The organism is Acidobacteriota bacterium, from assembly GCA_035471785.1.
GTDB lineage: Bacteria > Acidobacteriota > UBA6911 > RPQK01 > DATIPO01 > JANQFM01.
In genome coordinates, this window is sequence record DATIPQ010000013.1 from 29,406 (window position 1) to 42,207 (window position 12,802).

A 12,802-nucleotide genomic window follows, 5' to 3' on the forward strand; every position below is an offset into this window, starting at 1 on the left:
GCCCGCAACCGCCTGGGCAGCCGGATCTTTTTCAAGGTCGCCCTTCCCTTTCGCTGTAGACCGAAAATCCCACCAACAATAATGGAATGGAGAAGGCGAAGTCAATGAATTACTGCGACTTGTCAAGCGGCAGCGAAGCCCATGTAGGGAAATGGGTTAGGACCGAGCCGCGGTTTCTTGCGCCAAGCTGCTCATTGTTATTTGCAGCGCTCAGGCGGCGAACGCCCTCAGGCGATCTTGCGGAAGGTGCGGTAAAGGGTGTCGCGCTGGAGGGGAGTGAAACCGGCCTCTTCGACCAGCTTGATGAGGTCGCTGGCCTCGGCTTTGTAGTTGGCTCCCGCGGTGGAAATGACGTTCTCTTCGATCATGATCGAACCCACGTCGTTGGCGCCGAAGAAAAGCGCCATTTGTCCAACCTGAAGCCCCTGGGTCAGCCAGGAGACCTGGATGTTCTCGATGTTGTCCAGGAAGATGCGGCAGATAGCCAGCAGCTTGAGGTATTCCACCGGCCCCATCTCTTCTTTCACATGCTGGCTCATGGGCGTCCCTTCAAGCTGCACGTTCCAGGGGATGAAGGCCACGAAGCCGCCGGTCTCGTCCTGCAGCTCGCGGATGCGCTGAAGGTGCTCGACCCTCTCCCGCAACGACTCGCCGCTGCCCACCATCATGGTGGCGGTAGTGGTGAGGCCTTCCTGGTGGGCGATGCGCATGACTTCCAGCCATTCCTGGCTGCTGCACTTGCCCGGGCTGATCTCCTTGCGCGAGCGGTCGGTCAGGATCTCGGCTCCGCCCCCGGGAATGGAATCGAGTCCGGCGTCGCGCAAACGGCGGATGGCCTGGCGAAGCGTCAGCTTGGAGAGCTTGGCCAGCACCACCACTTCGGGCGGCGAGAAACAATGCAGGTGAACGTTGGGAAAGCGTTCCCTCAGGGTGCGCAGAAGATCTTCGTAATAGTCGATCTTGAGGTCGGGATTCATGCCTCCCTGCATGAGGATGCCGGTGCCTCCCAGAGCCACCGTCTCTTCCACCTTCTTGCAGATCTCTTCGGTCGGCAGCAGGTAACCCTCTTCATGGCGGGGCTTGCGGTAGAAGTTGCAGAAGGTGCAGCGGGCCACGCAGACGTTGGTGTAGTTGATGTTGCGGTCGATGAGAAAGGACACCACCTTGCGGGGATGCTTCTGCCAGCGCAGGTAGTCTGCCGCCTTGCCGATCTCGTGCAGGGCGCCCTCGCTTTCCATCAGCGCCAAGGCCTGGGAAGAAGTGATTCTCCCGCCCTGATAGACCTTGTCGAGAATGCTCTTCACCGTCCTCATGACGGGTCATATTCTAACATGCAGGGAGCAACTGAAAGGCTCTGTGGGAATCCTTCCCTGCTCAGCGCAGACGCTGGAGCGGGCTGCCGGGTGCGATCTCGACGCGGGCGCGCAGAGGGACGTTTTCCACCACCTGCCTGGCTCCGGAGGGCCAGACCACTTCAAGATGATCGATCTTCTCGATCTCGCCCAATCCGAAATGGAGCATGCGCTGGCTGTCGGAAAGGTAGCTGGACCCCGCCCTCACTTCCTGCAGCCAGCGGCGGGAACCGGCCACCACGGTGACTCTGGCCCCCACGGCCTGGGTGTTGGCCCCCTCTCCCTTGAGAACCACCTGCAGCCAGGCCTTTTGGGGGGAAAGGTCATTGCGCAGCAGGTCGGCCCGGTCGTCGAGGTTGGAGACCAGGATGTCGAGGTCGCCGTCCGAGTCGTAGTCGATCAGGGCCGCGCCCCGGCTCGACTTGACCAGGCTCAGCCCCGGCCCCAGTTCCGAGCTCATCTCCTGGAAGCGGTTGGAACCCAGGTTGCGGAAGAGCTGGTTGGGCTGCTTGTAGCTGCTGCCCAGGTTGAAGGCGTCGACTTCGGGATAAATGTGGCCGTTGGCGGCGAAGATGTCGACGCGTCCGTCGTTGTCGAAGTCGGCGAAAAGGGCTCCGAAACCCAGGTACTGGAAGGTCACCTGGGCGATCTTGGCCTTGAAGGTGTGGTCTGAAAAGTACATGTCCCCGCCGTTCAGGTAGAGGACGTGGTAGTCGTCTGAAAAGTTGGTCGAGTAGAGGTCGAAATCGCCGTCCTCGTCGAAGTCGGCGGCATCGGCTCCCATGCAGGCTTGCTCGCGTCCTTCCTGATTGTAGGCCATGCCCGCGAAAAGGGCGACGTTCTCGAAAGTGCCGTCGCCTCGATTCTGCCAGAGGAAGTTGGGACGGGAGTCGTTGGCCACGAAAATGTCCAGGTCGCCGTCCATGTCGAAGTCGCTGAAGAGGGGCTGGAAGCCGTAGAGCTTGTCGGCGGACGCGATGCCCGCCAGTCGGGACACGTCCTCGAAGGTGCCGTCGCCGCGGTTGCGGAAGAGGCGGTCGGGGGCGCCCGGCAGCCCGCGCGGACCGCAAGCCACGCTGACGCCACGGAAGGCGCAAAAGCGGGGATCGCCGGCCGGCTTGTCGAAGTCGAAATCGACGTAGTTGGCCAGGTAGAGGTCGAGGTCGCCGTCCTTGTCGTAGTCTCCGAAGGCGGCCCCGGTGCTCCACAGCTCATCCGCCACGCCGGCCTTGGCGGCCACCTCCTCGAAAGTGCCGTCGCCGCGGTTGCGGTAGAGCAGATTGGGTCCGAAGTTGGTGACGTAGAGGTCGACTCTTGCGTCTCCGTCGTAGTCGGCGGCCACGCATCCCATGCTCCAGGAACTGTCGCTCACTCCGGCTCGCTCGGTGACGTCCAGAAAAGTTCCGTTTCCCAGGTTGCGCAGCAGGCGGCCGCTGGGCCCGCTCCCTTTTTTCCAGTGCTCGCGGGTGGTGCCGTTGGCGAAGTAAACGTCGGGATGGCCGTCGCCGTCGAAATCGAGCACGCACACGCCGCCGGTCATGGTTTCGACCAGGAATTCCTTCTGGGCCGTGCCGGAAACCACTTCCACATTCAATCCGGCCTGGCGGCTCACATCGCTGAACTGCCAGGTCTGCGCCATCGCGCTGCTTGTCAGGAGCAACCAAAGCGTCCACGTTTTCAGAGTCATGGGAACCACCAAGCTAACCCGCTCCCGGATGGGAATCAAGCCTCACCGGTATTCTTCTTTGCTCAATACTTTCTTGAGACGTTTCCAGGGATAGGTGTTTATGACGTCTTCGGCCGTCAGCCAACCGCGGCGGGCGGTGTGGAGGCCGTAGGTCAGATAGCGGAACATGTTGGCGTCGTGGGCGTCGCAGTTGACGCTGATGAGCGCGCCCATGTCGCGGGCCATGCGGCAATGCAAGTCGCTCAGGTCGAGGCGCGAGGGGTGGGCGTTGATCTCCAGGCAGACGCGGTTGTCGAGGCAGGCTTTGATGACCTCCTCGATATCCAGTTCGTAGGCCTTGCGGCGGGTCAGCAGACGTCCCGTGGGGTGGCCCAGGATGTTGACCAAGGGATGGCCGGCGGCCCGGCACATGCGCTCGGTCATTTCCTGGCGGCTGAGGTTGAAACGGCTGTGGACGGAGGCCACCACCACGTCCAGTTGAGAAAGGGCCTCGTCGCTGAGGTCGAGTCGGCCGTCGCTCAGGATATCGACTTCGATCCCTTTGAGGACGCGGATGCCTTCGGTCTCGGCGTTGATCTTGTCGATGGCCCGGCAATGCTCGGCTAGCTGCTCCTCGTCGAGTCCCCCGGTCATGGCCAGCGCCTTGCTGTGCTCGGTGATGGCGATGTACTCGTATCCCCTCTCCAGAGCCGAGGCGGCCATGGCTTCGATGCTGTCCCGGCCGTCCGAAGCGGTGGTGTGCATGTGCAGGTCGCCGCGGATGTCCTCCTCCTCGATCAACCGGGGCAGGCGGCCTTTCTCTGCGGCCTCGATCTCGCCCCGGTTTTCGCGCAGTTCGGGAGGGATGGGGTCGAGCCCCAGCTTGCGGTAGATCTCATCCTCGTCGCGGCCGGCCAGCTTCTTCTCGTCCTCGATGCGAAAGAGCCCGTACTCGTTGATCTTCATGCCCTGACGCTTGGCTCTTTCGCGCAGCACTACGTTGTGTTCCTTGGAGCCCGTGAAGTACTGCATGGCGGCTCCGAAACTGTCGTCGTCGACAACCCGCAGGTCGGCTTGCAGTCCCCGGCGCAGCACCACCGAGGCCTTGGTGTCGCCCTGGGCCAGCACTTCCTTGACGTCGGAATGTCCGACAAAGCAATCGATCACGCCGGCGGAATCGGGACAGCTCACCAGGATGTCGATGTCCCCCACCGTCTCCTTCCAGCGGCGGGCGCTTCCGGCGCCGGCTATGCGGGTGAGATCGGTTTTCTCGCGCAGGTAAGCGATCAGCACATCGCTCACCTCGCGTCCGTCGTCGAGGCGGAAACGCTGGTCTCCGCCGCGATTCTCGCGCACCGCCTTGAGAATCTTGGCCTCGCTTTTCTCGCCCATGCGGGGCAGATCGCGCAGCTTGCCCTGCTCGGCAGCCTTCTCCAGTTGATCGAGACTGGTGATGTCGAGTTCCTTCCAGAAGAGAGCGATCTTCTTAGGGCCCAGATTGGGGATCTTGAGCATGGGCAACAACGACTCGGGGACCTTCTCCAGGAGCTTGCGGAGGTCGCTGCTCTCGCCCGTCTCCAGAATCTCGTCGATACGCTCCAGCGTCCCCTTGCCGATGCCGCTGATCGATTCCACCTTGTCGCGCCGGCCGCTTTCCAGAGCCTGCTGAATGCTGAAGTTGAGGTTGTCGATGACCTGGGCCGCCCGGCGGAAGGAGCGGATGCGGAAAGGATTGCCGTCGGTGATCTCCAGCAAGTCGGCGATTTCCTTGAAGACCAGGGCCAGGTCGCGATTCTCCATGCGGGAATTCTAACGCGAAGCCCCGATCTTTGCGATGCGCTCAGCAGCCTCCGCCAGCAGGTCGAGCGTCTTGCAGAAAGCAAAGCGGACGTAGCGGCTGCCCAGCGGCTTATGGTGGAAAAAGCTGCTGCCCGGCACGGCGGCCAATCTGAATTCGGTAATCATGCGGCGCACGAAGCTGACGTCGTCCTGCTCGGTGATGGCGCTGATGTCGGTCATCACGTAGTAGGCGCCGTAAGGAGTCCTGAAGCGGAATCCCGCCTCCTCCAGGGCCGGCAGCAGGTAGTCGCGTCGCTGCCGGTAGTCGTCGGCCAACTGGCGGTAGTAGGCGTCGGGCAGGTTCATGGCGGCCACTCCCGCTTCCTGCAAGGGTGCGGCGGCTCCTACGGTGAGGAAGTCGTGCACCTTGCGGATGGCATCCGACAGGTCGGGCGCGGCGATGATGGTGCCGATGCGCCAACCCGTCACGCTGTAGGACTTGGACATGCCCGAGACGGTGATGGTGCGGTCGGCCATCCCCTCCATGAGCGCGATGGGGAAGTGCTGATGGCCGTCATAGACGATGTGCTCATAGATCTCGTCGGTGATGACGTAGAAGTCGTATTGGCAGGCCAACTGAGCAATACGCTCCAGCTCCTGTCTCGAAAAGACCTTTCCGGTGGGATTGTGGGGCGTATTGAGGATGAGGGCCCGCACGGCGGCCCCCGAGTCGGACTCGCGCTTCAACACGCTTTCCATCTCCTCGAAATCGAGAGCCCAGTCGCGCTGCGGATCGAGCGAGATGTAGACGGGGGCGGCGCCGGCCAGGATGGTGTCGGGGCCGTAGTTCTCGTAAAAAGGCTCGATGACCATCACCTTCTGGCCCGGGTCGACTACGGCCAGGATGGCGGCGATCATGCACTCGGTGGCTCCGCAGGCCACCGTGATGTGACGGTCGGGATCGACGTCCCAGTCATAGAAGCGGCGGTATTTCTCGGCCAGCGCCTGACGCAGGCGGGGGGAGCCCCAGGTGACCGCGTACTGATTGATGTCTTGCTGAATGGCGCGGCAGGCGGCGTCTTTGATCTCCTGGGGAGCGGCGAAATTGGGAAAGCCCTGAGCCAGGTTGAGGGCCGAATGGCGAGCCGCCAGGCGGGTCATCTCGCGAATCACCGACTCGCTGAAGGAAGCCGCCTTGGCACTGACTCTGGCGGGACGGGAGTCTCGGTTTTCTTCCACCAATGTTCGCTTTCCCCTCGGGGAAGTAGGGGCTGACCGCCTGACCGACCCGTGTCAGCTCCGGGCGCCCGGGTAGCTGTCTCCCAGCAAGGACTCGTCTCCCTTGGCCAGGATGCGCACCAGTTCCTCGTGGAAATAGTCGACAGCCCGCGCCACCTCGGGGTGAACGCGTTTGCTGTACATGTCGCGGCTGCGGTCGATATCGCGGGTCAGACGCTCGTAAAGGTCGGCATTGACCCGTCCGTTTTCAACCTGTTCCTCGTTGTACAGCTTGATCTCGGAAACCAACAGGCGGGCAAAGCGCCGGGCGTCGTCGTGAACCTTCTTCTCTTCTTCGGAGGAGAGGCTCGACACCGGCTCGGGCTCCTCTTCGGCCTGAGGTTCCGGTTCGGGTTCCGGTTCTGGCTCGGGCTCGATTTGGACGGGCTCTTCGAAGCTAGGTTCGGGCGGCACGTCAAACGAGGACTCTTCAGGCCGGGCGGCCTCTTCCTCTAGCGGCTCTTGGTGGGTCTCGGCCTCTTGGGTCTCGGCCTCTCGGGGCTCCGCTTCGGCCACCTCTTGCTCGCTCTCCTGGGCGGCTTGGGTCATGACTTCTTCGACTTCGGGAGTGGTATCGAGGTCGATTTCGAACCGGACCTCCTCCTCTGCGGGAAGCTCGAAGTCAAAGTCGTCGTCCGCCTCTTCTTCGAGGGGAGCCTGCAAGTGCTCGTCCAGCACTTCTTCAGCGACTTCTTCGGGTGAAGATTCCCGTTCCTCTTGCGCATCCGCCTCTTCCTCCAAAGCCGCCGAAGCCACCGCCTCGGCGTCCGGCTGGGGACCGGAAGAAGCCTGCTCGAAGGAAGTCTCGGCCACCTCCTGGTAATCGTCCTGCTCGACCCTTTCTTCCCGGAAGGGCTCAGCAGCCGGTTCGGCCTGGGGTTCGGCCGGCGGCGGGAAATCGACCTCGGACATCACCGATTCGGCGACCGCGGGCTGGGCGGAGGGCTCGGCCACCTCCTCAGGCTCGGCTTCAGCCGCCTCTTCCTCGACCGCTTCCTCCATTTCTTGCGGCTCTGTTTGCGTCTCGGGAGGCTGAGGAGCGGCTACGCCGGCCAGGGCAGTTGCTTCACCGGCCAACGCCTGCTGGAGATAGTTGTTCTTGAGCACCAGCACCGTCAGGTGGGTCAGCAGTTCCAGCGAATCGATGGCGATGGAGTCGTCGGAGTCTCCGTAGAAGACCACCGGGACGGTGTTGTCGAAGACCAGCGGAATGCAAAAGGTCGCCCGGGGCAGATTGCCGGTGTGAGCCAGCCAGGGCATGGAGTCGGTTGGATGATCGCGGCGGTAGATGAGTTGGCGCTGATGGGCGGAGCGCACGATGGCGTCTGAAGGATCTTGAAGGGCGATGTCGCGGATGCTTTCCGGATCGAAACCGTAGCTCTTCCAGGTCACATAGCGGCCCTCCCGCTGCAGGAAAAGAATGGCCCGCTGAACGAAGCTCTGAGCCTCCTCGAGATAGATATCGAGGATCTCTTCCTGGCTTTCCCCGTAGAGCAGTTTGCGCAGCGCCTCATTGACGTATTCCAGCTCCAACTGCCCGGGCGCCGCCTCGCCGGCCGGGGCCTGTGCCGGCACCGCCTGCTCCAACGCCTCGCGGTCCTCGTCCAGTTGGTCGCGCAAGGCGTCGAGTTGCCCGCTGATGCGGCTGATGCGTCCCGCCACGTGGGCCAAGCGCTCCTTGAGTTCGGTACCTGCCATGGTGCGATCTCCTTACGTTTTCAGTCTTTATCCATCAGACCTCTTCGGCAATGTCCATCGACATCATAAGCCTTGTTTCTGACACCTGGGGGACAGAAAATCTCTCCGGCCGCCGAATTTATGATTGGCCCAGCCAAGAATACTGATAATCGCGGTCCTCCACCGACAGCGCTTGACGGCTGACTTTGAGGGGACGGAAGGTGTCGAGCATGACTGCCAGTTCCTTGGTCTCCTTCATGCCCATCGACTCTTCCGCCTTACCCGGATGCGGCCCGTGGGGAATACCGTCGGGATGGAGCGTGATGGAGCCGTACTCGATGCCCTTGCGGCTCATGAACTCGGGAGAGGCGTAGTAAAGGACCTCGTCGCTCATGACGTTGGAATGGTTGTAGGGCGCGGGCACCGCCTCGGGATCGAAGTCGTAAGGGCGCGGGCAGAAGGAGCACACCACGAAGCCGTCCCCTTCGAAAGTCTGATGGACGGGAGGAGGCAAGTGCACCCGGGCCACCTTGGGTTCGAAATCGTTGATGTTGAAGGCCCAGGGATAGTAGTAGCCGTCCCATCCCACCACGTCGAAAGGATGGTGGGCCAGGATCACTTCGGTGAGGGCCGATCCTTTCTTGATGACCAGGCGGAATTCTCCCGAATCCTCGCGCGAAGACAGGTCCTTGGGCCGGCGGATGTCGCGTTCGCTGAAGGGAGCTCCTTCCAGCAGTTGTCCGAACTCGTTGCGGTAGCGGCGCGGGGTGCGGATGTAGCCGGCGCTTTCGATGACCAGAAAGCGGACCTTGTCGGCCGAGAGGCGATAGCGGTGCAGGATCCCCCGCGGAATCACCAGGTAGTCGCCCCGTCCGAAGGAGAGGTTGCCCAGGGGTGTCTCCAGGCGTCCCTCTCCATCGCTGACGTAGACCAGTTCGTCACCTTGGGCGTTGCGGTAGAAGAAATCTTCAGCTTTTTCCGAAGGCTCCGCATAACTCAGGGCCACGTCGTTGTTGAAGAGCACCGGGATGCGGTCGAGGGTGGGGCTCTTCGTGCCTGAAAGGGCGCCGGTGCGGAAATGGCGGTGCCGCACCTCGGGCTGATCTTCTGAACTCCAATCGAGATGGCGCAGGTGGCGCATCTCCTTGATCTGGGTGGGCGGATTCAGATGATAGAGCAGCGAGGAGGGTCCCACGAACCCCTTGTTGCCCACCAACTCCTCGGGATAGAGTCCGCCCTGAGGCTTGCGAAAAGCGATATGACGTTTCTTGGGTATCTCTCCAAGGGTGTGATAGATAGGCATAGCCACCTCCAGGGGCCGGCTCTTAGAGCGTGCCCCGCAGTTCTTGTTCGCGCTCGATGGACTCGAAGAGGGCCTTGAAGTTGCCCTTTCCGAAGCCGCGGCTGCCGTGACGTTCAATGATCTCGTAAAAGAGCGTGGGACGGTCTTCCACGGGACGGGTGAAGATCTGCAGCAGGTACCCTTCCTCGTCCCGGTCCACCAGAATGCCCAGCTTGCGCAAAGCCTCGATGTTTTCGTCGATCTCTCCCACCCGCGAGGGCAGGGCGTCGTAATAGGCGTCGGGGACGGTGAGAAAGTCGATGCCGCGCGACTGCAGGCCGCTCACGGTGCGCACGATGTCGTCGGTGAGCATGGCGATGTGCTGAACGCCGGGCCCCTCGTAAAAGTCGAGGTACTCCTCGATCTGGCTCTTCTTGCGTCCTCGGGCCGGCTCGTTGATGGGAAACTTGATGGAATAGGAGCCGTCAGACATGACGATGCTCATCAGGGCCGTGTACTCGGTGGAAATGTCCTTGTCGTCGAAAGTGATGTAGCGTTCAAAGCCCAGAATCTTGGAATACCAGTCGGCCCAATAGTTCATCTTGCCCAATTCGACGTTTCCCACCATGTGGTCGATGCGCAGGATTCCCAGTCCCTGGCCGGCAACGTAGGCGGGCCGAAAACCGGGCAGAAAGTCGCCTTGGTAATCGGAATCGGAGATGAAGGAATGAATGGTGTCGCCGTAGGTCTTGATGGCGGCGCGGCGGACGGTGCCCTTGTCATCGCTGACGTCGCGAGGTTCGAAGGCGCTTTCGGCCCCCCGTTTGAGGGCCTCGTGATAGGCTGCGTCGGCATCGTCGACGTGAAAGGCGATGTCCTTGACCCCGTCGCCGTGGCGATTGATGTGGCGGGCCAGAGGACTGTCGGAGTTGAGCGGGGTGCTGAGCACGAAACGCACTTTTCCCTGCTCCAGCAGATAGGAGGCGCGGTCGCGCTTGCCCGTCTCCAGACCCGAGTAGCCGGTCTGGGAAAATCCGAAGGCATTGCGGTAAAAGAAAGCCGCTTGCTTGGCGTTGCCGACCCAGAATTCAACGTGGTGTATCTTGCGTAATCTGAGGGGATTGTCACTCATAATCTGTCCTCCCTCCCCGGACGTTATAGAGAACCTCGGCGAGGTTTGTTTTTCACACTTCGACTATAAACGACCTGCGGTCGAACTTCCAACATCCAAGCCCCCAACTCACGAGCAGCGCTGCCAGTTCGAGCCAATACCCGGATGGAAGAAACGGTCAGGCGGAAGGGGCCGCCGACCGTGCCGCGGATCCTTGGGACTTTACCCTTGTGGCCGAATAGGGTATCAATCGACTAGACGCAAGGCGGCAGCGGCCTCGGAGCCCGCCCCCTCAGCATAGGAGATGCAAGCATGGCAATCGATATGGATCAGGTTTGGATTTACGTTATCAACTATTCCTACCTCTTGGTCACCGCTCTGATCATCCTCTTCGTGGGATGGGTGGTTTCCAAGTGGGCCTACTCGCTGACCAGCCGCAGCCTGGGCAAACGCAGCGTGGACGAGGCGCTCAAGCGCTTCATCTCCCAACTGGTCAAGTATGCGGTGCTGGCAGCCGCGGCCATCGCCGCGCTGAGCCAGATCGGAATCCAAATGGCCGGCTTCCTGGCCCTCTTAGGAGCCGCCGGCCTGGCCGTGGGACTGGCCTTGCAAGGCAGTCTCTCCAACTTCGCGGCGGGGGTGATGATCCTGCTCTTCCGTCCCTTCACCATCGGAGACAAGGTGACGGGAGGGGGGCACACCGGAAAGGTGGAGGAAATCGGACTCTTCGCCACCGTCATGATCACACCCGACAACGAGAAGATCATCATTCCCAACAGCCGGGTGACGGGAGACAGCATCGTCAACCATACGACCCTGGGCACCCTGCGCGGGGACGTCAGCATCGGCGTGGCTTACGGAACCGACCTGACGCAGGCCTTGCAGGTCTTGCAGGGGGCGGCGGAACGCTGCCAACTGGTGCTGGAAGATCCTGCTCCAAAGGTGGTGTTCAGCGGATTCGGAGCCTCCTCGCTCGACATCAACGTCAAGGTCTGGGCCACCTCGGCCGACCTGTACAACATGCTGCACCAAGTTAAGGTCAACGTATACGACGACCTCAACGCTGCAGGCATCGACATCCCCTTCGACCAGATCGTGGTCCACCAGGCCGGCGAATAGGGTCAGGAGGAAGACGCCGGCGCGGGCTTGGGCAGCGTCAGTCCGAGTTGCCCCACAAGGTCTTGCAGATGCTGCCCCGAGGCAGGGATGCAGGAGGGTATGCGGGTGGCGTTTCGGCGCGTGAAGTCGTCGGCTGAAGGGCCCGCTTGCGGCACGCAGTCGATGTCCAGGAGGCAGCGCCAGAGTTCTCTCTGGGACTCGGCATAAGCCTCCATGGAGGGACGCGCCGAGCGCATGCTCTCGCCTTTGACCATGTCAGCGAAAGGATCTCCGTGGCGCAGCACGCCATGGATCATGGAAGCCAACTGCTTGCCTTCTTGAAGCCCCGCATTCATGCTGTGCACGCCCACCGGAGAGGCCAGATGTGCGGCATCGCCGGCCAGCCAGGCCCGGCCCTCTCCAAACGAGGAAGCCAGGCGGTGCTCGAAGCGAATGGCCAACGACCAGTACATCTCCTTGAAGGCGGGACGGAACCAGGGAGCGCGCTCCTCGATGAGTTGCAGCAGGCGCTCTTTGTCGAGATGGGGATAGGACCGTCCGCCCACCTGCACCGCCAGCCGGCTTTTGCGCCGCGGATCGATGAAGTCCTGATCGCTGCGCAGTTGAAAGCTCCATCGGTAGGCACCCGACTCCAGCGGCCAGCAAACGGAAGTGAACCCGTCGTCCAGCACCACCGCCACTTCATCGCTGTCGTCCTGATCGGCCTGGAATTCGAAAACCGCGTACACCTCGGGCGAGCCGAAGTCTTCGAATTCGATTCCCAGACTGCGGCGCACCACGGAGCGGTGACCATCGGCTCCCACTACGAATTTGTAGTCGCGGGTCAGGCTCTTGTCGACGTACCACTCCGAGCTTGAGATGGAGTAGCCGGCACCCTCTTTGCTGAGACGGTGAATGGTGGCGGCAACCGAGTCGGCCCCTACCTCCAGCCTCTCCACCCGGTGGTTCCAATCGAGTTCCACCTTTTCGGCCTTGAGCCGGTCCACCAGGGCGGCTTCCAGCGCCCGCTGGGGCAGCACCAGAACGAAGGGGAAACGGCCCTCCAACTTGCTGAATTCGACCCGCCGCCGGGGACCCTCGGAGTCGCAGAAAACCAACCGCTCCAAGCGGCGTCCCTTGGCGATGAGTTCCTCGGCCATGCCCATCTCATCCATCAATTCGAGGGTGCTCGGGTGGAGGGCCAAGGCGTAGCTGCGGGCCGTGGTGCGCCATTCTTCGTCCACCACCTGCACCTGAAGCCCTTGGCGCGACAGTTGAAGGGCCGCAAACAATCCGACCGGCCCCGCTCCCGCCACCAGAACCTCCGCTTTGCGCTTGCTGATCATGATCTTGCTCCTGTTGGGGTTAAATGCCGAGACCGAAGCGAGCGACCTCCTACCGCCGAGGGCAATTGAGCCTTCACCGCGGTCGCTGAAACTTGACCCGTGTGTGAACTTGTTGGCCACCTCGTGGCCCTCGTGCTGGCGGTCATAAATTCTGAGCTAGGCCCTCCGTTTCTTGTCCCTGCAAGGGACAAATTCGCCAGCCCAGGGTCAGCC

At 61.9% G+C, this 12,802-nt stretch carries 9 protein-coding genes; 1 reads left to right on the plus strand and 8 read right to left on the minus strand.

Annotated elements, in window-relative coordinates; translation table 11 throughout:
- Positions 1–227: 227 nt before the first annotated feature.
- The 7 genes from mqnC to hppD form a co-directional block, all read right to left on the minus strand.
- Complete coding sequence (gene mqnC, locus VLU25_01950; GenBank protein HSR66676.1) at positions 228–1,313, minus strand: cyclic dehypoxanthinyl futalosine synthase; 1,086 nt, start codon at positions 1,311–1,313, stop codon at positions 228–230.
- Positions 1,314–1,374: 61 nt separating this feature from the next.
- On the minus strand, positions 1,375–2,991 hold the full coding sequence (locus tag VLU25_01955) for a CRTAC1 family protein (protein ID HSR66677.1): 1,617 nt from the start codon (positions 2,989–2,991) through the stop codon (positions 1,375–1,377).
- 90 nt (positions 2,992–3,081) lie between these two features.
- Complete coding sequence (polX, locus tag VLU25_01960; protein HSR66678.1) at positions 3,082–4,818, minus strand: DNA polymerase/3'-5' exonuclease PolX; 1,737 nt, start codon at positions 4,816–4,818, stop codon at positions 3,082–3,084.
- Positions 4,819–4,827: 9 nt separating this feature from the next.
- Positions 4,828–6,036 (minus strand): aminotransferase class I/II-fold pyridoxal phosphate-dependent enzyme, encoded by a 1,209-nt coding sequence (locus VLU25_01965; protein HSR66679.1) that lies wholly within the window; start codon positions 6,034–6,036, stop codon positions 4,828–4,830.
- A gap of 54 nt (positions 6,037–6,090) precedes the next feature.
- Positions 6,091–7,773: a hypothetical protein gene (locus tag VLU25_01970; protein ID HSR66680.1), complete on the minus strand. Its 1,683-nt coding sequence runs from the start codon at positions 7,771–7,773 to the stop codon at positions 6,091–6,093.
- Positions 7,774–7,891: 118 nt separating this feature from the next.
- On the minus strand, positions 7,892–9,055 hold the full coding sequence (locus VLU25_01975) for a homogentisate 1,2-dioxygenase (GenBank protein ID HSR66681.1): 1,164 nt from the start codon (positions 9,053–9,055) through the stop codon (positions 7,892–7,894).
- 22 nt (positions 9,056–9,077) lie between these two features.
- The gene (gene hppD / locus VLU25_01980) at positions 9,078–10,166 is read right to left on the minus strand and encodes a 4-hydroxyphenylpyruvate dioxygenase (protein ID HSR66682.1); all 1,089 of its coding nucleotides are present in this window, start codon (positions 10,164–10,166) and stop codon (positions 9,078–9,080) included.
- 291 nt (positions 10,167–10,457) lie between these two features.
- On the opposite strand from hppD, the gene VLU25_01985 reads away from it, so the two are divergent.
- Positions 10,458–11,264 (plus strand): mechanosensitive ion channel domain-containing protein, encoded by an 807-nt coding sequence (locus VLU25_01985; GenBank protein HSR66683.1) that lies wholly within the window; start codon positions 10,458–10,460, stop codon positions 11,262–11,264.
- A 2-nt stretch (positions 11,265–11,266) separates the two neighbouring features.
- On the opposite strand, the gene VLU25_01990 is transcribed toward VLU25_01985, so the two are convergent.
- The gene (locus VLU25_01990) at positions 11,267–12,589 is read right to left on the minus strand and encodes an NAD(P)/FAD-dependent oxidoreductase (protein HSR66684.1); all 1,323 of its coding nucleotides are present in this window, start codon (positions 12,587–12,589) and stop codon (positions 11,267–11,269) included.
- Between the last annotated feature and the right edge of the window lie 213 nt (positions 12,590–12,802).

Excerpts from the sequence above, each read along its gene's own strand:
- VLU25_01955 (HSR66677.1), bottom strand. The coding sequence starts at position 2,991 with ATGGCGCAGACCTGGCAGTTCAGCGATGTGAGCCGCCAGGCCGGATTG.
- VLU25_01975 (HSR66681.1), bottom strand. The coding sequence starts at position 9,055 with ATGCCTATCTATCACACCCTTGGAGAGATACCCAAGAAACGTCATATC.
- VLU25_01990 (HSR66684.1), bottom strand. The coding sequence starts at position 12,589 with ATGATCAGCAAGCGCAAAGCGGAGGTTCTGGTGGCGGGAGCGGGGCCG.
- hppD (HSR66682.1), bottom strand. The coding sequence starts at position 10,166 with ATGAGTGACAATCCCCTCAGATTACGCAAGATACACCACGTTGAATTC.
- mqnC (HSR66676.1), bottom strand. The coding sequence starts at position 1,313 with ATGAGGACGGTGAAGAGCATTCTCGACAAGGTCTATCAGGGCGGGAGA.
- VLU25_01970 (HSR66680.1), bottom strand. The coding sequence starts at position 7,773 with ATGGCAGGTACCGAACTCAAGGAGCGCTTGGCCCACGTGGCGGGACGC.
- polX (HSR66678.1), bottom strand. The coding sequence starts at position 4,818 with ATGGAGAATCGCGACCTGGCCCTGGTCTTCAAGGAAATCGCCGACTTG.
- VLU25_01985 (HSR66683.1), top strand. The coding sequence starts at position 10,458 with ATGGCAATCGATATGGATCAGGTTTGGATTTACGTTATCAACTATTCC.